Annotated in this window: 22 protein-coding genes; 4 read left to right on the forward strand and 18 right to left on the reverse strand. The window is 70.2% G+C overall.

Annotated features, from left to right (window positions below; genetic code table 11):
• Positions 1 to 22: 22 nt before the first annotated feature.
• Entirely contained in the window at positions 23 to 2155 is a 2133-nt protein-coding gene (locus AB0B61_RS32340; protein ID WP_358439876.1) for a PQQ-binding-like beta-propeller repeat protein, read from the reverse strand.
• A 154-nt stretch (positions 2156 to 2309) separates the two neighbouring features.
• Here AB0B61_RS32340 and AB0B61_RS32345 point away from each other — a divergent pair, with 154 nt between their 5' ends.
• Positions 2310 to 3206 (forward strand): ThuA domain-containing protein, encoded by an 897-nt coding sequence (locus AB0B61_RS32345; RefSeq protein ID WP_358439881.1) that lies wholly within the window; start codon positions 2310 to 2312, stop codon positions 3204 to 3206.
• Here AB0B61_RS32345 and aroQ read toward each other — a convergent pair whose 3' ends face one another.
• The 11 genes from aroQ to AB0B61_RS32400 form a co-directional block, all read right to left on the reverse strand.
• Entirely contained in the window at positions 3207 to 3659 is a 453-nt protein-coding gene (gene aroQ / locus AB0B61_RS32350; protein ID WP_358439885.1) for a type II 3-dehydroquinate dehydratase, read from the reverse strand.
• Between the two features lie 27 nt (positions 3660 to 3686).
• The gene (locus tag AB0B61_RS32355; protein ID WP_358439888.1) at positions 3687 to 4973 is read right to left on the reverse strand and encodes an AAA family ATPase; all 1287 of its coding nucleotides are present in this window, start codon (positions 4971 to 4973) and stop codon (positions 3687 to 3689) included.
• Positions 4970 to 6397, reverse strand: a complete 1428-nt coding sequence (locus AB0B61_RS32360; protein ID WP_358439891.1) for a hypothetical protein — start codon at positions 6395 to 6397, stop codon at positions 4970 to 4972. The genes AB0B61_RS32355 and AB0B61_RS32360 overlap by 4 nt, the downstream gene beginning before the upstream one ends.
• Positions 6394 to 7494, reverse strand: a complete 1101-nt coding sequence (locus AB0B61_RS32365; protein ID WP_358439894.1) for a hypothetical protein — start codon at positions 7492 to 7494, stop codon at positions 6394 to 6396. Before AB0B61_RS32365 ends, AB0B61_RS32360 begins: the two co-directional genes overlap by 4 nt.
• Positions 7491 to 7619: a hypothetical protein gene (locus AB0B61_RS32370; RefSeq protein ID WP_358439897.1), complete on the reverse strand. Its 129-nt coding sequence runs from the start codon at positions 7617 to 7619 to the stop codon at positions 7491 to 7493. The genes AB0B61_RS32365 and AB0B61_RS32370 overlap by 4 nt, the downstream gene beginning before the upstream one ends.
• On the reverse strand, positions 7616 to 8431 hold the full coding sequence (locus tag AB0B61_RS32375; RefSeq protein WP_358439900.1) for a hypothetical protein: 816 nt from the start codon (positions 8429 to 8431) through the stop codon (positions 7616 to 7618). The genes AB0B61_RS32370 and AB0B61_RS32375 overlap by 4 nt, the downstream gene beginning before the upstream one ends.
• A gap of 102 nt (positions 8432 to 8533) precedes the next feature.
• Positions 8534 to 8962, reverse strand: coding sequence for a hypothetical protein (locus tag AB0B61_RS32380; RefSeq protein WP_358439903.1), 429 nt, complete (start codon positions 8960 to 8962; stop codon positions 8534 to 8536).
• Positions 8963 to 9383: 421 nt separating this feature from the next.
• Complete coding sequence (fmdA, locus tag AB0B61_RS32385; RefSeq protein ID WP_358439905.1) at positions 9384 to 10631, reverse strand: formamidase; 1248 nt, start codon at positions 10629 to 10631, stop codon at positions 9384 to 9386.
• An 82-nt stretch (positions 10632 to 10713) separates the two neighbouring features.
• Positions 10714 to 11370: an AmiS/UreI family transporter gene (locus AB0B61_RS32390; RefSeq protein ID WP_358439908.1), complete on the reverse strand. Its 657-nt coding sequence runs from the start codon at positions 11368 to 11370 to the stop codon at positions 10714 to 10716.
• Between the two features lie 148 nt (positions 11371 to 11518).
• The gene (locus tag AB0B61_RS32395) at positions 11519 to 11914 is read right to left on the reverse strand and encodes an FmdB family zinc ribbon protein (protein ID WP_358439910.1); all 396 of its coding nucleotides are present in this window, start codon (positions 11912 to 11914) and stop codon (positions 11519 to 11521) included.
• A 337-nt stretch (positions 11915 to 12251) separates the two neighbouring features.
• Positions 12252 to 12941, reverse strand: coding sequence for a class I SAM-dependent methyltransferase (locus tag AB0B61_RS32400; RefSeq protein ID WP_358439913.1), 690 nt, complete (start codon positions 12939 to 12941; stop codon positions 12252 to 12254).
• Between the two features lie 64 nt (positions 12942 to 13005).
• On the opposite strand from AB0B61_RS32400, the gene AB0B61_RS32405 reads away from it, so the two are divergent.
• The gene (locus AB0B61_RS32405; protein WP_358439915.1) at positions 13006 to 13458 is read left to right on the forward strand and encodes a hypothetical protein; all 453 of its coding nucleotides are present in this window, start codon (positions 13006 to 13008) and stop codon (positions 13456 to 13458) included.
• Positions 13455 to 14096, forward strand: coding sequence for a TetR family transcriptional regulator (locus tag AB0B61_RS32410; RefSeq protein ID WP_358439918.1), 642 nt, complete (start codon positions 13455 to 13457; stop codon positions 14094 to 14096). Before AB0B61_RS32405 ends, AB0B61_RS32410 begins: the two co-directional genes overlap by 4 nt.
• Here the strand turns inward: AB0B61_RS32410 and AB0B61_RS32415 are convergent.
• Genes AB0B61_RS32415 through AB0B61_RS32430 form a run of 4 tightly spaced genes read right to left on the reverse strand, consistent with a single transcriptional unit; the run spans position 14050 to position 17787 of the window.
• The gene (locus tag AB0B61_RS32415; RefSeq protein WP_358439921.1) at positions 14050 to 14886 is read right to left on the reverse strand and encodes an ABC transporter permease; all 837 of its coding nucleotides are present in this window, start codon (positions 14884 to 14886) and stop codon (positions 14050 to 14052) included. The genes AB0B61_RS32410 and AB0B61_RS32415 overlap by 47 nt on opposite strands.
• Positions 14883 to 15602: an ABC transporter ATP-binding protein gene (locus AB0B61_RS32420; protein WP_358439923.1), complete on the reverse strand. Its 720-nt coding sequence runs from the start codon at positions 15600 to 15602 to the stop codon at positions 14883 to 14885. The genes AB0B61_RS32415 and AB0B61_RS32420 overlap by 4 nt, the downstream gene beginning before the upstream one ends.
• Positions 15603 to 15661: 59 nt before the next feature.
• Complete coding sequence (locus AB0B61_RS32425) at positions 15662 to 16600, reverse strand: phosphotransferase family protein (protein WP_358439926.1); 939 nt, start codon at positions 16598 to 16600, stop codon at positions 15662 to 15664.
• A complete protein-coding gene (locus AB0B61_RS32430) occupies positions 16597 to 17787 on the reverse strand; it encodes an acyl-CoA dehydrogenase family protein (RefSeq protein ID WP_358439929.1) in 1191 nt (396 codons plus the stop codon). The genes AB0B61_RS32425 and AB0B61_RS32430 overlap by 4 nt, the downstream gene beginning before the upstream one ends.
• A gap of 296 nt (positions 17788 to 18083) precedes the next feature.
• Between AB0B61_RS32430 and AB0B61_RS32435 the strand changes: the two genes are divergently transcribed.
• Complete coding sequence (locus AB0B61_RS32435; RefSeq protein WP_358439932.1) at positions 18084 to 18425, forward strand: DUF6285 domain-containing protein; 342 nt, start codon at positions 18084 to 18086, stop codon at positions 18423 to 18425.
• A gap of 65 nt (positions 18426 to 18490) precedes the next feature.
• Here AB0B61_RS32435 and mctP read toward each other — a convergent pair whose 3' ends face one another.
• Positions 18491 to 20101: a monocarboxylate uptake permease MctP gene (gene mctP, locus AB0B61_RS32440; RefSeq protein ID WP_358439935.1), complete on the reverse strand. Its 1611-nt coding sequence runs from the start codon at positions 20099 to 20101 to the stop codon at positions 18491 to 18493.
• Positions 20098 to 20307 carry a DUF3311 domain-containing protein gene (locus tag AB0B61_RS32445; protein ID WP_358439938.1) on the reverse strand — a complete coding sequence of 70 codons (210 nt, stop codon included), beginning with the start codon at positions 20305 to 20307 and terminating at the stop codon, positions 20098 to 20100. Before AB0B61_RS32445 ends, mctP begins: the two co-directional genes overlap by 4 nt.
• Between the last annotated feature and the right edge of the window lie 29 nt (positions 20308 to 20336).

A 20336-nucleotide genomic window follows, 5' to 3' on the forward strand; every position in this document is an offset into this window, starting at 1 on the left:
CGACAGGCCGGCAGGCTTCCGGTCAGTAGACGACGATCTTCCCGGTGTTCTGCGGGAAGATCGCGTCGTTGTAGAAGTACTCGCCGGGCGTGGCGAACGTGTGGGTGAACGACTGCCCCGGCATCAGCACGCCGCTGTCGAACTCGTACTCGAAGAAGGACACGGCGGCGTGCGCGAAGGCGTTGTCGGCCGGATTGACGAACGTGACGGCCGTCCCCTTGGGCACTCGCAGGTGCTGCGGCGACATGGCGTTCTGGGCGACGGTGTTCTCGGCCGGGCCCGGGCGCTGGTTGGCCGCGTCCCAGACGCGGCCCAGCGTGACCGTCGTGCCGGCGACGGCGGCGGCCCTGATGTCGTTGCGCTTCTTGGGCGGGACCGGGGCCGCCGCGGGCGCCACCTTGCCGCCGAGCTTGAACGCCCACAGGTGGTCGCCACGCGGGATGTCCGGGTACGGCAGCCCGTTCCCGCCCGCCAGGACCGCGATGTACTGCTCGCCGGCGATCTCATAGCTGATAGGGCTGGTGTGCACCCCGGCGCCGCACTGGAAACTCCACAGGACCTTCCCGTCGGTGTCGTCCATAGCGTGCAGCACCCCGTCGGGGCCGCCCTGGAACATGACCCGCCCCGCCGTGGTGAGGATGCCGTTGCCGTGCGCGAGCGACCACTCCCGGTCGAGCGTCCACACCGGCTTGTTGGTACGGGGATCGACGGCCGCGATGCCCCCCGCGAAGTACTCGCCCAGCGGGCGCGAGGTGTTGACCCGGCCGTCCCGGCTGTTGGAGAAGCCGGAGTTGATCAGCCCGTAACCGACGTAGATCCAGCCCGTGTGGGGGTTGAACGACAGGTGCGCCCAGTCGGCCCCGCCGCCCGCGCCGGGGAAGATGATGGTCGCCCGGTCCCAGTGCGGCGTGTAGAGGCCGCCCCAGGCGTAGAACGGCACCGGCCTGGTCGCCTTGCCGAACTCCGGCGCCTGGGTGATGAACGGCGCGCCGCCGGGGAACGGCTGCGTCGGCGCGGTCTTCTGGCGTGCGTCCTGGGGCACGGGCCGCTCCGTGACGCCGTGGACCGGCTCACCCGTGGCCCGGTCGAGGAAGTAGAACATGCCGGCCTTGCTGCCGTAGACGACGACCTTGCGCACGCCGCGGCCGATCCGTACGTCCACCAGCACCGGCGCCATGACGTTGTCCAGGTCCCAGATGTCGTGGTGCACCGACTGGAAGTGCCACTTGCGCTTGCCGGTCTTGGCGTCGATGGCCACGATCGAGTTGGCGAACAGGTTGTCGCCGCCCCTGCTCGAACCGTCCAGCCGGGGGTAGGAGCCGCCGAACGTCCAGTAGACCAGCCCGAGGTCCGGGTCGATCGCGGGGTGGATCCACGGGACCGCGCCGCCGGTCTTCCAGGACTCGCCCTCCCAGGTGTCGTTGCCGAACTGACCCTCGCCGGGGCACGCCCAGAACGTCCACGCCACCTCACCGGTGGCCGCCTTCAGGGCGTAGGCGCGACCCCGGGCGCCGCCGGTGCTGCCCTGCATGCCGACGTAGATCAGGCCGTCCCAGTAGACGACCGCGCCGGCCAGGGTGCCGGTCAGGCCGCCGCACTGCCCGTTCTGCGGATCGCAGCCGCCGGTGTCGCCGCCGCCCTCGTCCTCGGTGATGAGCTGCCGCTGCCACACCACCTTGCCGGTGTCCTTGGCCAGGGCGTACACGATGTTGGCGCCGGAGGTGGAGAAGACCAGGCCCTCGCCGAGCGCGACTCCGCGCATGTTCGTCTGCTTGGTGCCGAGGTTCGTCTTCCACTTCAGCGCCCCTGTCCTGCCGTCGACGGCGAAGACGTTCTGCTGGGTCGTCTGGACGTACAGGATGCCGTTCTCCGCGACGCAGGTGCTCTGCTGGGGCGCGGCGGTGCTGCCGCCTTCCAGGTTCAGGTGCCAGGCGCCGCCGAGGCGGTCCAGGTTGCGCGCGGTGATCTTCTTGAGCGGCGAGTGGTTGTGGTTGCCGAGGTTGCCGCAGACCTTGGGGAAGTCCTTGCCGGCCGCACCTAAGGCGGCGGACTGCTCCGGAACGTCCTGCTCGGGAACGGCGGCGTCCGGACGGGCGGGTACGGCGGCCAGTGTCGCGGCCGCGCCGATGAGGAAGTTGCGTCGTTCCACTGGCACCACGCCTTCTTCTGGTCCACTAGATGGACCGATAGATCCGCTTAACGGACGCACAATAAGCCGGTGCCGCGGTGAAGACAAGACCTTGTCCGGCTCTCGCGCACTGGCTACGCTGTGGAACGATCGATCCACCTGGTGGACTTCGGAGGTGCCCGTGAGACCCTCGACGCTCGTGACCGCCGCCCTGCTGCTGGCGGTCGCCCTGCCCGCCTCAGCCGCCTCCAACGATCCGGCGCCGGCCGGCGGCGTGTGCCGGGGCACCGACGCCCGCTGCTACCACGACTGGGGCAACTTCGACCCCGCCAAGGGCTACCGCCTGCTCGTCTACACGCGCACGGCCGGCCCGCGCCACGCCCACCTGGGCACCGTGCTCGGGCCGGGGCTCAACCCGCCGCTCAACGACGACAACGTGGCCGTGAAGGCCGTGCTCAAGCTGGGCCAGGACAACGGCTTCGCGGTCGACTACACCGAGGACGTCACCCAGCTCGCCTCGGCGCAGAGCCTGCTGAAGTACAACGCGGTGATGTTCCTGAGCACGACCAGGGACGCGCTCGACGACGCGGCGCAGACCGCGCTGCGCCAGTACGTCAGGGCGGGCGGCGGCTTCGTCGGCGTGCACAACGCCTTCGGCACCGAGTACAACTGGCCCTGGTACGAAGGGCTGCTCGGCGAGGCCAACTTCTACGACCACGGCCCCGTCCAGCCCGCCACCGTGCGCACGGTCGACCGGCGCGACGCCTCCACCGCGGGGCTGCCGCCGGCCTGGACGTTCAGCGACGAGTGGTACAACCTGGTCCCGGCCCCCACCCGCGTCCGCGTCCTGGCCCAGGTCGACGAGAGCACCATGCTGAAGGGCACCCGCGGCAACCTCGGCCATCCCGGGCACGGCAGGGACCATCCGGTCTCCTGGTGCCAGTACTACGACGGCGGCCGGTCGTGGGTCACCACGCTCGGCCACGAGGTGCAGGCATGGACCGGCGACCAGCGCTTCCTCGGCCACCTGACCGGCGGCCTGCGGTCGGCCATGGGCATGGCGCCCTTCTGCCGCTGATCACTTCTGGGTGACGTGGTGCAGGCCGCGCAGGGCCAGCACATAGCCGTGCACGCCGAACCCCACCACGATGCTCCGCGCGACCGGCGAGATGTAGGAGTGGTGCCGGAACGGCTCGCGCGCGTGCACGTTGGAGATGTGCAGCTCCACCACCGGCAGCTCCACGCCCTCGATGGCGTCGTGCAGGGCCACCGACGTGTGCGTGTAGGCGCCGGGATTGAACACCGCGCCCACGCACCGCCCGGCCTTGACCTCGGCCCCGGCCTCGTGGATCCAGTCGATCAGCTGCCCCTCGTGGTTCGACTGCCGGAAGCGGAGGTCGAGGCCGAGCCCGGCGGCCTCCTCGCGGCACATCTCCTCGACGTCGGCCAGCGTCGTCGTGCCGTACACCTCCGGCTTGCGGGTGCCGAGCAGGTTGAGGTTCGGGCCGTTGAGAACGTACACGGATGTCACACATGCCTCACTTCGTGATCGTCGTCGCTACACCCGGTGGCGGGCCAGGTGCTCCAGGACCGACTGGTTGGCCTCCCAGCCGTCGGGGAACTTCACCGGCACGCCCAGCCGTACCGGCTCCGCCGACGGATGGGCGTCGAGCAGCTCGGCGATGCCCGCTCTGGCCACCACCACGCACGCGTGCCGGTGCCGCGAGGCCAGCACGCACAGCCGCCCCGACTCCAGGTGGAACGCGGTGGCGTCGCGGCGGCCCGACAGCGGGTGCAGCACGATCGTCACGTCGTACTCGCGGCCCTGCAGCCGGTTGGCGGTGTCGACCGTGATCTCCGGCGGCAGCCCCGCGGCCCTGATCGCCGCCACCTGGTCGCGGTGCGCCGCGCCGACCGCGATCCGGTCGGCGGTCACCGGCCGTTCGCCCTGCTCGGAGCCCGCCACCGCGCCGCGCTGCAGCAGCCGCTCGGCCAGCAGCGCCACCGCCTGCACGGCCTCGCCGTCGGTGCGCACGGTGTGGCGGTTGGGCAGCTCCAGCAGCGCCCAGCCGGAGCGGGCCGCCTCCTCCAGCGCCCGGTCGTGCACGGTGCCCATGCCGCCGGTGGCCAGCTCCAGCCGCCGCTCGCCGGCCCCGGTACCCGACCGGAACCCGGTGAACGGGTAGAACGCCTTCGACACCACCGGCGCGGCCGAGGCGGGCAGCCGCCACGACACCGGCAGCCGGTGCACCGGCAGGTCGGGGTTGTGGCGCAGCAGCACCGAGACCGCGCTCTGCAGCGGGTCCCACGACAGGCCGGACCAGCGGTCGCCGTCCACGATCGAGAACGGGTCGAGCTGCCCGGGATCGCCCACGAACAGCGCCCGCTCGAACAGCCCGGCGATGCGCAGCAGCTTGTCCGAGCGCATCTGGTACGCCTCGTCCACGATCGCCCACGGCCAGGTACGGCCGGAGATCCACGCCCACTTGTCCGAGGTGGCGATCGTGATGTCGGGATCACTGAGATCCTGGATCCGCGTGCCGACCGTGACACCGGGCAGCTCCAGCAGGCGCAGCGGCGGCACGTAGCCGCTCGCCGACAGCCGCCCGACCGTCAGCCGCGGATGCCGCTCCGAGATCCGCGCCACCAGGTCGTCGACCTGCTCGTTGGTCTGGGCGACGATCATCAGCGGGTCGCCGGTCTCGGCCAGGTGGGCGGCGGCCCGGACGACGAGCGTGGACTTGCCCGCCCCCGGCGGTGAGTCGACCACCACGCCGCGATTCCTGGGCAGGTCGGCGAGCACGTTCCTGATGACCTGCTCGGGGCTGGCGTCCTCGCCGGTCACGACCACTCCTCGCGGGCGTCCTCATCGGTCGGGCGGTATTCGCGTGGCGGTCCGCCGTGGGTCCACGGCGTCGCCTCCGCGTCGGGCAGGCTCGGCGCGCCCTGGAAGTCGTCGGTCAGCGAGGTGTAGCAGACCCGCTCGCCCACCTCGGGCACCGCGCCCGGAGTGGGCGTCTTGCCGCGGCCCATGCCCTTGGTGATCTTCAGGGTGACCAGGCCGTCGCTCGCCTCGACCAGCTGGGCGCCCTGGCCGCGCCGCTGCGGGGTGCCGAGCGTGGCGCCGGGTGCCAGCCGTACGGGATCGTCGGTCTTGACCACCACCAGCGGGCGCAGCTTGCGCGAGCGGCCCTCGCCCTCGAAGTTCTCCGGCTCGGTCTCCACGACCTCGCCCGCGAACGCCTCGCCGGTCAGCCGGTATTCGGCCATCACGAGCGGGTCGTCGTAGGCGCGCTGCACCTCGTAGGCGGCCTGGGCGCGCTCCATGCGCGCCAGCCGCGCGGCGGCGGCGATCGCGCCGTCATGCCGGGCCTGCGGCGGCGCGCCGTCCTCGATCTGCGCGGCCAGGCCGCTGAAGGAGGCGCGGTCCTGCTCCCACCGCTGCGCCACGCTGTTGCCCTCGGGCAGGCCGGCGAGCAGGTCGATCGCCTGCCACATGAGCCGCCAGGTGGGTTCGAGCTGGGAACGGAGGGCCTCGGTGACGCGTTCGGCCGAGCCCTTCTCGATCGCCGGCGCCAGCACCTCGGCGTCGAACCCCGGATCGGTGACCGGGCCCGCGGGCGGCCAGATCAGCGGGTCCTCCGCGTCGTCACTCGGCCCGTCGGTGATCCAGGCGAGCAGCGCGGCCAGGTTCGCGTCCTCCAGACCGCTCTGCCCGCTCGCCCAGTGCCTGCCCAGCTCGTCGGTCGCGGCGATCGTCAGCGACGACCCCGGATATCCGGCCCGCTCGGCGAACCAGGTCAGCCACCTGCCCAGCAGCGGCACCCCCGTGGGCACCGGGTAGGGCCCGTCGGCCCGGCGGAACCGGGTGGACCGGCCGAGCAGCCGGGTGAACGCCACCCCCGCCTGGTTCGGCACGATCAGCTGCGGCGCGTCGAGCGCCCGCTCGTACGGGTCGGCGTTCTTGCGTTCCACCGTCTCCGTCTCGCGCAGAAAGCCCTGGATGTACGGCAGGAGCAGCCCGGCCAGCTCGGCGGCCCAGGCGAAGCGCAGATCGCGGTTACGCGGCTGGGTGACCACCAGCAGGCGGGGCTCGGCCCGGTCGGTGCCGAGCATGGCGGCCAGCGGCGCGGCGGCCTCGCCGGAGAGCTTGAGCGGGATGAACACCATCGGCCGCGCCGACAGATGGCAGTGCCGGACGGTCGCGATCGGCTGCGCGATGCCCTCGTCGAGGGCCCGCAGCCGGGCGAGCGAGGTGAGCAGGCTCACGTCAGGCACTCTCTGCGCAGGCGTTCGGCGTTGCGCAGGAGCCGGGCGATCTCCTCCTGGCCCGGTTCCGGGTCGCGGGTGCCGTCGGCCAGCCCGAGCGCCTCGCCGACGGAGGCCACGCCGCCCAGCTCGTCGCGTACGTTACGGCCGAGCAGGTCGGAGGCGCCCTCCTGCCGGGCCTCGTCGCGGCAGAAGAAGCACAGGTCACAGGTCGACAGGCAGTCGGGCGCGTAGCGGGCGTCGGACCGGCGCAGCGCGTCGGCCAGCTCGGCGGCGGACCGGGTCGGCAGCCCGTCCTCACCCGGCAGGAGGTCGAACGTGACCTCCTCGGGCAGGACGTCGAGCAGCCGGTCGAGCCCCGTCATCCGGTCGAGCTGGCGTTCCAGCACGGCGAGCTGCTTGCGGACGTCCACCAGCGTCGCGACGGGCCGGTTGGCGAAGTTCTCCGGGCAGACCAGCACGACCTCGTGCGAGACCCGCAGCGGGTCGTGTCCCAGCTCGTCGAGCAGCCTGCGCAGCGCCAGCACGTACACCGCCGCCTGCCGGGCCGCCGCGGCCACCGCGGCCGGGTCCGCCTGCCCGTCGATCACCGCGAACGACTTGATCTCCACGATGTGGAAGCGCCCGCCGAGCTGGAAGGCCACCACGTCCGGCTCCAGGTAGGCGGCGTGCCCGGCGATGTCGAGGGCGAGCAGCGGATGGTCGTAGACCGTCCCCGCGTCGTGCCCTTCGGCCACCGCCCGATCGAACAGCGCCCGGGTGTGGGCGTGGCGCAGGTGCGCGCCGACGTTCTCCACATCGTGGTAGGCCACCTCGGCGATCGGCAGGCCGAGCTGCTCGCGCAGCATGCGCAGCAGCTCCGCGCAGCCGTCGGCCTTCACCAGCGCCTCGAACACGTTTCCACGGGTGATCGCGAACGGCGACTGGCCGAACGGCGCGGGGAAGCCCAGATGCCTGGCCGCGGCGTCCTTGTCGATCCCGGCGCCGTCCATGAGCGCCCGGCGCGAGCAGCCGGGGTTCGCCGCGAGCGCGGCGATGGCGCGGGCGTCGTGCGGCTTCGGTGGCGTCGTTCCTCGCAGCGCGTCAAGCCGGTTCATCGGCCACCTCTCGTCTCGCTGTCGCGCTCGCCGCTGATGCGCTCGCCGTTGCCGGTGTGCTCGCTGACGATGCGCTCGCTGTTGCGCGTGAGGCCGGTGCCGGCCTGGTGCCCCATCGCTCTCACCCAGTGATCCTTTTCCTCGCGACAGTGCTCAGCGTAGCGGCGCCGAACAGCCGCGCCGTGTCACCGAGCTGCGTCGCCGCGCGTTCGGCCAGCTCAGCGCGGTCCTGCGTGTCGCGCTCCACGTGCACCGCGAGCTCCGCCCGCGCCGCCTCGATCACCCGGCCGGGGTCGGGCGGTCCCAGATCGCCGTCGGCGGCGCCGGGGATGTTACGCGCCATCCTGGCCAGCAGCCGCGCCCCGCCGGGCTCGATGAGGACGTCGTCCAGCCGCTCGGCCACCGCTATGGCGCAGGTCAGGAAGTCGACGCGGGGGCTGAGCGGGCCCACCATCCGGCGCGCCTGCGGCCACGTACTGGCCGCCAGCAGGCCCCGGGCGGGGGAGAGGCGGTCCGTCAGGGCCGCGCACAGGTAGTACGGGCGGCCGTACGGGGAGGACTTGAACGAGCGTTCCTCGTCGCGGCGCAGGCTGGTGAGCTGATTGCTCCGCAGCGTGCCGCCACAGAACGCCGCGCCCACGGCGACGATCAGCCGTGGCTGGGCACAGGCGCCCAGCAGGAGGAGGCCCTGATGCACCTGCTCGCGCACGGTCACCAGCCGCGGCGCCGGGGGCTGGGGTTCGCTGTCTTTCGGGACGCCGTCTTTCGCATCATCCGCCGGGGCCGTGCTCACCAGGGCGTCCCACGTGCGCTCGGCGCCGCGCAGCTCGGCGCGCAGGGTCCTGGCCGTGGCCGTGTCCTTGACCCGCATGGCCCGGCGCACACCGGCTCGGAGCTCGTCGATCCGCCTCTCGAGATCGTCCAGCCGGTCACTCATGGCGCGAGCGTAGCAAGAGTTCCAGTATTTCCCAGTATTTTCAGGATATGTCGGCTCTTGATCTACTTTGTAAAGGGCGCGGCCCGGCGAGTACGGCTCACCTCACGGCGTACCGGCGATGGCGCAGGCCCGGCACGGGGGGCGCCCGCAGATGCACTGCATGATGGCCTCGAGGACGTCCTGATCGTGATACAGGCACCGATCATTGCAGGTGTGGCGCGGAACGAAACCCGCCTGGATCTCGTCGGGCCACGGCTCTTCGCCTTCGCGGCAGCGGACGAACTGCTCAGGGTCTTCCGAGTGCAGACCGTGCATGCGTTCCCGGGCCTGGGTCTCGAGGGTCCGGGCCTCCGCCACCATGGTCTTGAGCTCGGCGGCGAGGTCGGAGTACCGGTCGTCGCCGGTTCGTACGTGCGCGGCCCGCAGCGCCATCACCGCATTGCCCAGGAATCGGCCGGCGTCCTGGAGGTCTGTGGTGTGGTGCAGTTGGATGCCTGTCACGCTTCGGACCCACACGGCGTCGTTGTTCATTGATCAATCCTTCGGAGTGGCAGACGCACATCCGTTTGGGAATCGCCCTATGCCGGGGGGCATGTCAGGGGTTTGTGCGACTACACCTGAGGATAACCATATGTTTGCGGTTATTTCGAGCTAGGCGCGCGGCGTTGACCGTTGGCGGAGCGACCGCGGCGGTTGACCAATCCGGCAGGGGGTCCGGCGAAATGGCCGCCGGCCCGGTGTGGAAGGGGCATCGGCCAAACGGATCGTACTCTGGCGCGGTAAACGACTCTTGGGGCTGAAAAGGGGAAGATATTAAGCGTGGATCGCGGCCACCGCGCGATCTGTGTTCCTCACCACGATCGATTGACGCGCGGTGGCCGTTCTCGTTCTCAGGCGCCGCTCAACCAGGAAGATCCCTCCCGGGGCCGTCGCATGTGTCATGCGGTGGCGGTCAGCTCGTCACGGCGCACTGTCCGCGCTCCTTCCTGACTGGTCCCTCGGCATTCGGGCGTACGTCGAAGTCGAAGATCGCGGTGGGCAGGTAGAGCGAGCAGCAGGCGTTGGGAATGTCGACGATCCCGCTGATCCGCCCTTCGATCGGAGCCGAGCCGAGGATCAGGTAGGCCTGTTCGCCGGTGTAGCCCCACTTCTTGAGATACTCGACGGCATTGAGGCATGCCCTGCGGTAGGCCACCGTCGCGTCGAGGTAGTAGTTGGTGTCGGTGTCGTGGTCCACCGAGATCCCGATGAACGACATGAACTCGGAATAGCGCGGCTCGACGTTTCCCGGCAGGAAGATCGGGTTGGTGGAGACACCGTACTTCTCCATGCCGCCCTTGATGAGGTCGACGTGGAAGTCGATGAAACCGCCCATCTCGATCGCGCCGCAGAAGGTAATCTCGCCGTCGCCCTGGCTGAAGTGCAGGTCACCTCCGGAAAGTTTCGCATCCTTCACCTGCACCGGGTAGAAGACCCGGGCTCCGCGGGTGAAGTTCTTGATGTCGTGATTGCCGCCGTTCTCCCTTGCCGGCACGGTACGGGCGCCTTCTTCGGCGATCCGCCGCGCCACCTCGCCACTTGCCATACCGGCTATGGCGTTGTCGGCCAGCGGTGGCAGGCCGAGCGGCGGGACCCGTTGCGGATCGGTGTCGATGAGCGCCTGCTCCCTGCGGTTCCAGGAGGCGAGCAGCTCGGCTGACGGCGCGGTGCCGAACAGCCCTGGGTGGGTGATGCCGGTGAACCGGACACCTGGCAGGTGCCGGGATGTGGCCACCTGGCCGTGGAAGTCCCAGATCGCCTTGTACGCGTCGGGGAAGTAGTCGGTCAGGAATCCGCCCCCGTTCGCCTTGGCGAACACGCCGGTGTAACCCCATCCCTGTCCCGGTGCCTGCCCGACCTGCTGGGGAACCGCGCCGAGGTCGAGGATGTCGAGGACCAGGAGATCACCCGGCTCGGCTCCGTCCACCCCGATGGGTCCGCTCAGCACGTGCGCGACGGTCAGGTCGACGTCCCGTACGTCGTTCGCGGAATCGTTGTTGCCTATCTGGGCGTCGGTCCATTCCCTGCATTCGATTCGGAACTCGTCTCCGGGGCGGACCATCTCGGCCACCGGAACATCCGGGTGCCATCGATTGTGTCCCGGTATTTTCTGGTCGCGCATTGACCTTGATTGATCGATGCTGAATACGACGTTCGGCATGATGAATGCCTTTCTTGAATACGGATGCCGTCAGGCATGAAACGCATCGACCACCTCCTTACAGGTGTCGCTGGTCTTCTCGTCAGGTCCACCGAGGGCGATGTGTCCGGTCACCGGCGCCCATCGCATCGCTCGGTGCCGCCGCCGAGGGTTCACGTCCACGGGTCAACGGCCACAGCCCGATGAAGACCACCACGCCGAACACGGCGAGGATCAAGGCGATGAGGTTCGTGTTCCGCCAGTACCCCGTCAGGATCATGAATGCCGGGATCGCCGCCGTGATCCACCCCTGGATCGCCGTGACCCAGCCCGTGTACCTGGTGATCTGCTCGTGTTTCAAACCCAGCAGCACGAAGAAGAGGAACCACAGGAATCCCCAGTAGAGCCAGATGACCCCGAACGCCGGATCGCCCAGGAGCTGGAAGTTCGCGTACGAATATCCGATCGCCATGATGGCCACGAACAGGGAGAAATAGCCGACTCCCGTGGAGTCGAAGTTGCCCAGCAGGTTGATCCCGACGTACAGGTAGGTGAAACCGAACAGATAGATCCCGGACGCGCCGAGGATCTGGGCCGGCCTCTCGAGATTGGCGATGATCAGCACGGTGGGCGTGATCACCTGCAGGGCGCCGACGAAGAGATTGAAGATGCCCGCCGCGCGTGGATCGATCTTCTTCAGCAGCATCATCCCGTTGATGAAGAGCACCGCGCCGACGTAGAGAAGTCCGACGGCTCCCATGAGCGACGCACCTCCTGGTGTTGTCGTGTGGCGGCATCACTCACGCCGGGCGGCTTCGCGCCACCTCCGGACCGGCGGAGCCGCGTGTGTGAGCGGTTCACACGCACGCGCCGCGTTGTTTCTGTTGATCGAGGTGTTTGTTGATCGATCAAGGCCGAGGCAGGCGTGACAGCGCGGGATGCGGCGGCGGTTCGCGCCGCTTGGGAGGCACGCTCGTGACCACCTCGGGTGCTTCCTGGCTCTGCTCCTCGCGGGTGAGCGCGCCACTGACCACTGAAGGCACCCGGCTGAGGTACGGCGAGGAGAAGACTCGACGGGATGGGCGGTGACACGCGGGGCATTCGCAGGCCGCCGCGGCGGTCCCGATCGGTAGGTGCATGTCGAATCGTCCGCAGTCGGGGCAGCGATACTCATACGTCGCCATAGGCATTTCCTCCGCAGAGATCCAACTCGATCTTCTCCGGCCTTCGGCACCGCAGAGCCATCGCCGGCCTGCGGCGATCTCTTTCAGGTAACCTCTGCCTCCAAGCCATGTCAAGGTCATCGAATAGTGGGGCAATTTCCCGGAAAACCAGCTCTGCGCGGAAAAGGGAGTAAGAGTAGCGGAAGGGTGCCCACGGAGGCGATAAACGTGGTCAGACCTTTAACGTGGAGGCGCGGATAATTGCCTGATCGGCCGGGAGAATTTGCCGGACATTTGACGCCTCAGGCCTCCGAGGGACAGGCGATCTCAGCTCGATCCTTTTCGAGGCCGGCGAGATCGACCGCCGGATTCAGCGCGGACACGACGCCCTGCGTCAACGGCCGCAGCGCATAGATCCCGGCCGGCAGGCTGTGAAGAGCCCCGGTTCGCCACTCTCGCGTCCGATGTCAACGCGTGGCTACGGAAGGCCGGGGACGGCGAGTGCCCAGGCGCGGTCCTCGGTGAGGAAGCGGTCCAGGCGGAGCCCGCACTCGGCCAGTGCCGCGCGGAGGTCGTCGTCCGTCAGCCGCCGGGACGTGAACGACTGGGTCCACACCCGGTCCCCGTGCGTGTAGCGCATCGTCGCGTTGAACAGGCCAGGTCCGGCCTTCTCCAGGGCTGCCAGCGTGACGGTGATGTCGCCGTCCGTCCTGACCCGGCCGGGCCGTCTGGCGTCGTGCGTCTCGGGCGGCGTCCACTCGATCAGCACCGCCCCGCCGGGCGCCACGTGCCGGGCGCAGGCCGACAGCAGCTCCCGCCGGTCGTCCTCGTCGGCCGTGTTCACCAGGAAAGAGCCCAGCGTGACCGCGTCGAACCGCCGCTCCAGCCGCAGATCCTGCGCCCGAGCCTGTACGGTCCGCGCGCCCCGCACGTGGGCCAGCATCTCGGCCGACTCGTCCACGGCCACCACCTCGAAGCCGTGCTCCAGCAGCGCGTGCGTCACCCGGCCGACGCCCGCGCCCAGCTCCAGGACGGAGCCGCCACGCGGCACCACCCCCGCGACCAGCTCCGCCTCGCCGCGGGGCTTCAGCAGCGTGTAGAACTCGACGGGGGAGCCGTCAGGGGTGATCGAGCCGGGGCCGGTGCCGGAGCGGGGGATGATCGCCATGCCGTCGAATCTAACTCCGGGTGAGTGCACATGGGATCCCCTTCCTGCGGGGACGAAGCTTGCTGTGTCCCCTCAGGTGCGTCATCTGATCGGCGCGGTGGCCGGGTCGGCCGCGCTGCCTGTCGTCTACTACCTGACCGAGGCGGGCGCCAGGGCCCTGCGAGCGGCGTACGCCGCCTTCCGGCCCGCGCCCGCCGGGCTCGGCTATCTGACGGCGGTGGCGGCCATCGTGGTGCTGCTCGCCGCCTGGTCGTGGCTGTCGCCGCTGGCCGCGCTGGTCTGCGGGCTGCCGCTGACCGCCGCCGCCGCGTTGTTCGCGTTAGACCTCGACGTCGCGCTGGACCTGGCGGGCCGGCTGCCGAGCTTCGCGGCGCCCACCGGCCAGCCGGTGGGCACGCCGGCCGGTGAGCCGCCGGGCGCCCTGGCCGGGGTGACGGGTCTGTACGCCGTCATCGGCGGCCTGCTGGTGCTCTCGGCGCTGCTGCCGCGCAGGCGGCGATCTATCCTGGGCGGATGAGCGGACGGGACCCGGATCGGCGCAGGGCGCTGCTGGACGCGGCGGACCGGGTCATCCTGCGCGAGGGCCCCGAGGCGTCCATGGCCGCGATCGCCGCCGAGGCCGGGATCACCAAGCCGATCCTCTACCGCCACTTCGGCGACAAGAGCGGCCTCTACGAGGCGCTGGCCGACCGCCACGTGCGCACGGTCATCGCCCAGCTGCGTCCAGGGTTCGCCGGGGCCACGTCCGACCGGCGTCCAGGGTTCGCCGAGGCGGCCTCCGATCTGCGCGTCCGGGCCAGGACGACGATCACTGTCTACCTGGACCTGATCTCGGCCAACCGTAACCTCTACCGGTTCCTGTTCCACCGGGCCAGCGCCGAGGACACCCGGATGCGCTCCCACATGACCGCGCTGGTGCGCAGTCTCGGCGAGGAGCTGGGCGGGGTGCTGGCCGCCGAGCGGGTGGCGCCGGAGCCCGTACGCGCCCAGGTGCTCGGTCACGCCTTCGTCGGCATGGTGCAGACCACCGGCGACTGGTGGCTGGAGCATCCGGAGGTGGATCGGGCGGAGGTCGTCGAGGGCCTGGTGGACGTGATCGTCGCGGCCGTCAGTCACCGAAGCGGGAGAGCCTCCCATGCCGCCGGGCGTAGTTGAGCGCCCACCCGAACACCCCCAGCGCCACGGCCAGGTAGACGGCGTTGAGCCCCGCCGCCCACGCCATCCGGTCCCACGGCACCGCACCGCCCGACATGACCGTGCGCATCCCCTCGAAGACGTGCGAAGCGGGCAGGAACCAGGCCACGGTCCGCACGGGCGCGGGCAGTACCGACAGGGGGTAGAAGATCCCGGCCAGCGGTTGTACGAAGAAGACCACCGACCAGGCGATGACCTGAGCGTTCTCGCCGAACCTGAGCACCGCCGAGATCCCGATCAGCCCGAGCGACCAGCCGAGCAGGAGCAGGATGCCCATGAACGGCACCAGCCCCACGCCCAGACTCGTCACCCCGAACCCGTAGAGCACCAGCGCGAGACCGGCCATCACGGCGACCGCGAAGACCACCTTGCCCAGTGAGAACAGCATCAGCCCGATCAGGTATTCGACGCTGGACAGCGGGCTGACCTGCACGTTGAGCAGGTTGCGCGACCAGATGTCCTCCAGGAAGGCCATCGAGATCTCGTTGCTGGCCTTCTGCAGCACCTGCCACAGCAGCACCGCGCCGATCAGGAACGCCACCACGAAGGGCACCTGCTGCGTCCGGAGGAACAGCGTGACGAACCCCCACAGCAGCAGCTCGACAGTGGGCCAGAACAGGATCTCGAACATCCTGACCGGGCTGCGCCGCAGCGCGGCGAAGTCACGCCGGATCACGCCGGAGATCCGGCTGCGCCGGGCGGCGAGGCTGAGCGGAGGCAGCGTCAGCGGGGCCGGGGTGAGGGATGTCATCCGCGTGCCACCTTCAGGAACACCTCTTCCAGGTCGTCGACCCCGTAGCGGCTCGCCAGCTCCTGGGCGCTGCCCGTGGCCACGATCCGCCCGTCGGACATGAAGTGGATCCGGTCGCACATCCGCTCGACCTCGCGCATGTTGTGCGAGGTGATCAGCATGGCGTTGCCGCTCTCCTCGGCCAGGCGCGACAGCAGGCCGCGGATCCGGTCGCCCGCGTCGGGGTCGAGGTTGGCGGTGGGCTCGTCCAGCACCAGCAGCTGGGGCGCGTTGAGCAGGGCCTTGGCCAGCTGTACCCGGGTGCGCTGGCCGGAGGACAGGTCCATCATCCGGCGCCTGCGCAGCGGCTCCAGCTCGAACAGCTCGACCATCTCGTCGACCCGCGCGGCCGGCCGCCGCAGCGCGTAGAGGCGGGCGAACGCGTCGAGCACCTCCTGCACCAGCAGTGGTCCTGGCAGGTCCACGTAGCTGGCGGCGAAGTTGACCCGGCTCAGCACCTCGATCCGGTGCCGCGCCAGGTCCTGGCCGAACAGGTTGACGCTGCCCGCGTCGGGGGTGATCAGGCCGAGCAGCATGTGGAGGGTCGTCGACTTGCCCGCGCCGTTGAGGCCGAGCAGCCCGATCACCTCTCCCTCGGCGACGGTGAGGCTCAGGTCGCGGACCGCCGTCACGGACCCGAACCGCTTGACCAGACGAGTCGCCTCCAGGATGGTCACCCGACAAGAGTGCGATCCGTACACGATCAACGGCAACGGGTTTTCAGCGGAGCGGGTTTTCAGTCGAGCAGCCGCAGCAGGTCCCACTCGTTCTCGCACACCCGGCGCCCGATCGCGGCCAGCTCGACCGAACGCGCGCCGCCGCGCAGGTGGCGCATCGTCTGCATCACGCAGATGACACCCCACTTGAGCACGCCGAAGGTCTCCCACCAGCGCAGCGCGTCCCGGTCGACGGGCTGCCCGCCGGCCTTCTCGTACGCGCTCACCAGGTCGTCATAGCCGCCGAACCCGCCGACCGGCAGCGGCGAGCCGAACCGCCACGCCTTCACGCACAGCCAGCCGAGATCCTCGACCGGGTCGCCCGCGTGGGCCAGCTCCCAGTCGAGCACCGCCCGGATCCCCTCGGGCCCGACGATCAGGTTGCCGTTGCGGAAGTCGCCGTGCACCACGGTCGGCCGCGCCGCCGGCGGTCGGGCCGCCGCCAGCCGCCGGAAGGCCAGCTCGAACACCGGATGCGGCTCCCCGCACTGATCGAGCACGTTCCGCCACTGCCGCAGCGGATCATCGGCCACCGGAACAGGGGGGAGCGCCGGCAGCGGCATCCGGTGGATCGCCGCGAGCGCCTCGCCGCACTGGGCGGCCAGCCGCGGCCGGACCTCCGCGTACGCCTCGTCGCGCAGGATCCTGCGCGGGATCGTCTCGCCCGCCACCCGCGTCATGAGGATGTACGACTCACCGGCCGCCACGATCCGCGGCACCGGCACCCCGGCCTCGGCGGCGGCCCGCATCAGCGTGGCCTCGCTCGCCAGGCTGCCACCGGCCTCCAGGGCGGCGCCGGGGGAGTCGAGGCGCAGGATCAGCTCGTGCCGTTCGTCCCCGTCGAGCACGTCGAGCGCCCACGTCTCACGCGAGGCCCCGCCGGGCAGCCGCGCGCTGAAGGGCACCGACGCGCCGGGCCCGAAGACCCCGCCGACGATCGAGTGGACCGTCTCCGTCATCGCAGCCCGAACTCCCAGTTCCCGCCCGCCGTGTAGGCGCCGAGTATCCGCCGCCCCACGGAGTCGATGTGCACCTCGTCGGGGCCGTCGTAGATCCGCCCGGCCCTGGCGTGCCGGTACATCCGGTCCAGCGGGGTGTCCGGAGTCAGCCCCGCCGCCCCGTACACCTGGATGGCCCGGTCGATCACGTTGTGCAGCATGCGCGAGCCCACCACCTTGATCGCGCCGATCTCGACCCGCGCGTCGGAGCCGGCGTCGATGGCCCGCGCGGCGTCGAGCGTGAGCAGCCGCGCGGCCTGGATCTCGGTGTAGGAGTCGAAGACGTGCTGGCGCATGAGCTGCTTGGCGGCCAGCGGCTCGCCGAACGCGCTCCGCTCGCGCAGCCGGCGGCACATCAGGTCGAAGGCCCGCTGCGCCTGGCCGAGCCAGCGCATGCAGTGGAAGATCCGTCCCGGCCCCAGGCGCCGCTGCGCGATCACGAACCCGTCGCCGCGCTCGCCCAGGAGGTTCGAGGCGGGCACCCGGACGTTGTCGTAGCGGACCTCGCAGTGCGCGCCGTCCAGCCCCAGCACCGGCGTCTCACGGATGATGTCGTAGCCCGGCGTGTCGGTCGGCACGAGGATCATGGAGAAGGACCGGTGCGGCGCCGCGCCGTGCTCCGTCCGGCACATCACGGTGGTGTACGCGGCCCGGGACGCGCCGGTCGTGAACCACTTGTGCCCGTTGATCACCCATTCGTCCCCGTCGAGGACGGCGGCCGTCCTGAGCTGTGTGGGATCACTGCTCGACACGGACGGCTCGGTCATCGCGAAGCTCGGCGAGATGTCGCCGCGCACCAGCGGGTCGAGGTAGCGCTCCCGCTGCTCGGCCGAGGCGTGCTCGTGCAGCATCAGCGAGTCCTGCAGCGTGTACGTCCCCAGCGCGATCTGCCCGAACTCGCTGCGCCCCTGCACCTCGTTGACATAGACGTAGTCGAGGAAGGGCAGCCCGCCCCCGCCCAGTTCACGCGGGTGACCGAGGGCCCACAGGCCCTCCTTCTTGGCCTCGGCGCGCAGTTCGTCGAGCGCCGCCCCGGCGGCGGGCCCGCCCTGGTGGAGCACGTTCTCGGCGGGCTCGACCCGCTCGGTCATGAACGCGTGGACGGCATCGCGGATGGGACGGACGCTGTCTGGGACGGCGAAGCTCATGACAGGATCACAACCGATAATCGTTGCCCGGTCAACGGATTCGGTCGCGTTTCCAGGCCGCCCCCTTACGGGCGGCATACTGATGACCGGGTGGTTCACGTGGCCGTCCTGCCGCGTCTGGTACCCCATGCCCCAAGCCTCGTCGCCCGCCTCGGCCTTGTTCGTCCGCCACCGGATCGAGAGTTCGGGCGACGACGGGTCGCCCTTGCGCGCGCATCGCCCCTTCCACGGGATCCACCTGCCGGTGAGTGGGATGCTACGGCACAGCTCGAGGATCAACGGATAAGGAGTTCCTTATGGCAACCCCGCACGACGTCCCCTCGGCGGCCCACCTGGTGGCGGCCGTGCGCGACTTCCTGGCCGACGACGTGCTGCCCGCGGTCGAGGGGCGGGTGCGCTTCCACACCCGGGTGGCGATCAACGTGCTCGGCATGGTCGAGCGGGAGATCGAGCTGGGCCCGGCCCAGGCCGGGGAGCACGAGCGGCGGCTGGCCGGGCTGGGCGTGGCCGACGACGCGGAGCTGGCGGCGGCGGTGCGTGCGGGCCGCTTCGACGACTCGGCGCTGGTCGAGGCGCTCAGGGATGCCGTACGGGCCAAGCTGGAGGTGGCCAACCCCGGATATCTCGGCGACGGCTAGCCGACCCTGACCGGCCGCCGGCCGGTTCCCGGTGGGGAACCGGCCGCGGCCGGCCAGGAAGGCGATCAGTGCGATGCCGCCAGGTCCAGGTCCTTGACCTTGGGGTCGCCCTCGTCGGCGAAGTAGTCCTCGCGCGAGGTCGCGTCCGGCCCGTCGGCCACCTTCAGCGCCCGGAACACCAGCGTGCCGAGCGCCGCCACGATCAGGTTCACGGCCAGCGCCAGGAAGCCCGCGTAGATCGTCATCTTGGTGTCGATCCCGAGGTTGGCCAGCCCGAACGCCGACCCGCCGAAGTGGGCCTTGCCGTTGGCCGGGTTCGGGACCATGTACAGCATCCAGATGCCCGCGCTCATCCCGGCGACCCAGCCGGCGATCAGGCCGCCCTTGTGGAACCAGCGCGTGTAGAGGCCCAGCCCCACGGACGGCAGCGTCTGCAGGATGATCACGCCGCCGATGAGCTGCAGGTCGATGGAGAACTGCGGGTCGAGCAGCAGGATGCAGAGCACCGCGCCCACCTTGACCACCAGGGAGACCAGCTTGGAGACCTTGGCCTCCTGCGCGTCCGTGGCGTCCTTGCGCAGGTATTCGCGGTAGATGTTGCGGGTGAACAGGTTGGCCGCCGCGATCGACATGATGGCCGCCGGGACGAGCGCGCCGATGCCGACGGCGGCGTAGGCGACGCCCGCGAACCAGTCGGGGAACATCTGGTCGAACAGCGCCGGGATGATCGTGTTGGTGTCCGGCTTGCCGTTGGCGCCCATGACCGGCTTGGTGCCCGCCGCGATCGCCATGAAGCCGAGCAGCGCGATCAGGCCGAGCAGGAAGCTGTAGGCGGGCAGCGCCGCCATGTTCCGCTTGATGACGCCGCGGTTCTTGGAGGCCAGCACGCCGGTGAGGCTGTGCGGGTAGAGGAAGAGCGCCAGCGCCGAGCCGAAGGCCAGCGTGACGTACTGGAGCTGGTTGTTGGCGTTGAGGGTGATCCCGTCGCCGGGCGCCGGGCTCGCGTCGAACTTGGCCTTGGCCGCGTCGAAGATCGACCCCCAGCCGCCCAGCTTGGCCGGGATGTAGATGACCGCCGCCAGGATCACGATGTAGATCAGCGTGTCCTTGACGAAGGCGATCAGCGCCGGCGCCCGCAGCCCCGACTGGTAGGTGTAGGCCGCCAGGATGGCGAAGGCGATGATGATCGGCAGATGCCCGGTGATGCCCATCGTCTTCAGCACGGCCTCGATGCCGACCAGCTGCAGCGCGATGTACGGCATGGTCGCCACGAGCCCGGTGATCGCGATGATCAGGGCCAGCGTCGGCGACCCGAACCGGGCCCGGACGAAGTCGGCCGGGGTGACGAACCCGTGCACGTGCGAGACCGACCACATCCGGGCCAGCACCAGGAACACCAGCGGATAGACCACCACCGTGTACGGCAGGGCGTAGAAGCCCAGCGCCCCGGCCCCGAACACCAGCGCGGGCACGGCCACGAAGGTGTAGGCGGTGTAGAGGTCGCCGCCGACCAGGAACCAGGTGATCCAGGAGCCGAAGTTCCGGCCGCCCAGGCCCCACTCGTGCAGGCTCTCGATGTTCTCGGGCCGCCGCCATTTGGCCGCCACGAAGCCCATGACGCTCACCACGAGGAACAGCACCGCGAAGACGACCAGCTCGGTCACATTGGCGTTCACTTGGTCATCCTGTACACGATCGTGGTGCAGCCGACGCCGACGATGATGAAGGCGATCTGCAGCCAGTAGAACAGCGGGAAGCCGAGCAGCCGGGGCTCGTCGGCGTTGAACAGGAAGGTCAGCAGCGGCAGCACGATGGGCAGCACCAGCAGCCAGTTCCAAGGGCTGCGGTCACTGCGTGCCCGCTCGGGTTCCCCGGTTGTCATCGACCCCTCCGAAGCATGGATCAGGAGCC

The organism is Nonomuraea sp. NPDC049158 (assembly GCF_040648335.1).
Lineage (GTDB): Bacteria > Actinomycetota > Actinomycetes > Streptosporangiales > Streptosporangiaceae > Nonomuraea.

Bases quoted from the DNA above. Each gene is read 5' to 3' on its own strand.
- AB0B61_RS32365 (WP_358439894.1), bottom strand. From the start codon at position 7,494: ATGAACCGGCTTGACGCGCTGCGAGGAACGACGCCACCGAAGCCGCAC.
- AB0B61_RS32375 (WP_358439900.1), bottom strand. From the start codon at position 8,431: ATGAGTGACCGGCTGGACGATCTCGAGAGGCGGATCGACGAGCTCCGA.
- AB0B61_RS32380 (WP_358439903.1), bottom strand. From the start codon at position 8,962: ATGAACAACGACGCCGTGTGGGTCCGAAGCGTGACAGGCATCCAACTG.
- fmdA (WP_358439905.1), bottom strand. From the start codon at position 10,631: ATGCCGAACGTCGTATTCAGCATCGATCAATCAAGGTCAATGCGCGAC.
- AB0B61_RS32390 (WP_358439908.1), bottom strand. From the start codon at position 11,370: ATGGGAGCCGTCGGACTTCTCTACGTCGGCGCGGTGCTCTTCATCAAC.
- AB0B61_RS32395 (WP_358439910.1), bottom strand. From the start codon at position 11,914: ATGACCTTGACATGGCTTGGAGGCAGAGGTTACCTGAAAGAGATCGCC.
- AB0B61_RS32400 (WP_358439913.1), bottom strand. From the start codon at position 12,941: ATGGCGATCATCCCCCGCTCCGGCACCGGCCCCGGCTCGATCACCCCT.
- AB0B61_RS32410 (WP_358439918.1), top strand. From the start codon at position 13,455: ATGAGCGGACGGGACCCGGATCGGCGCAGGGCGCTGCTGGACGCGGCG.
- AB0B61_RS32415 (WP_358439921.1), bottom strand. From the start codon at position 14,886: ATGACATCCCTCACCCCGGCCCCGCTGACGCTGCCTCCGCTCAGCCTC.
- AB0B61_RS32425 (WP_358439926.1), bottom strand. From the start codon at position 16,600: ATGACGGAGACGGTCCACTCGATCGTCGGCGGGGTCTTCGGGCCCGGC.
- AB0B61_RS32430 (WP_358439929.1), bottom strand. From the start codon at position 17,787: ATGAGCTTCGCCGTCCCAGACAGCGTCCGTCCCATCCGCGATGCCGTC.
- AB0B61_RS32435 (WP_358439932.1), top strand. From the start codon at position 18,084: ATGGCAACCCCGCACGACGTCCCCTCGGCGGCCCACCTGGTGGCGGCC.
- AB0B61_RS32445 (WP_358439938.1), bottom strand. From the start codon at position 20,307: ATGACAACCGGGGAACCCGAGCGGGCACGCAGTGACCGCAGCCCTTGG.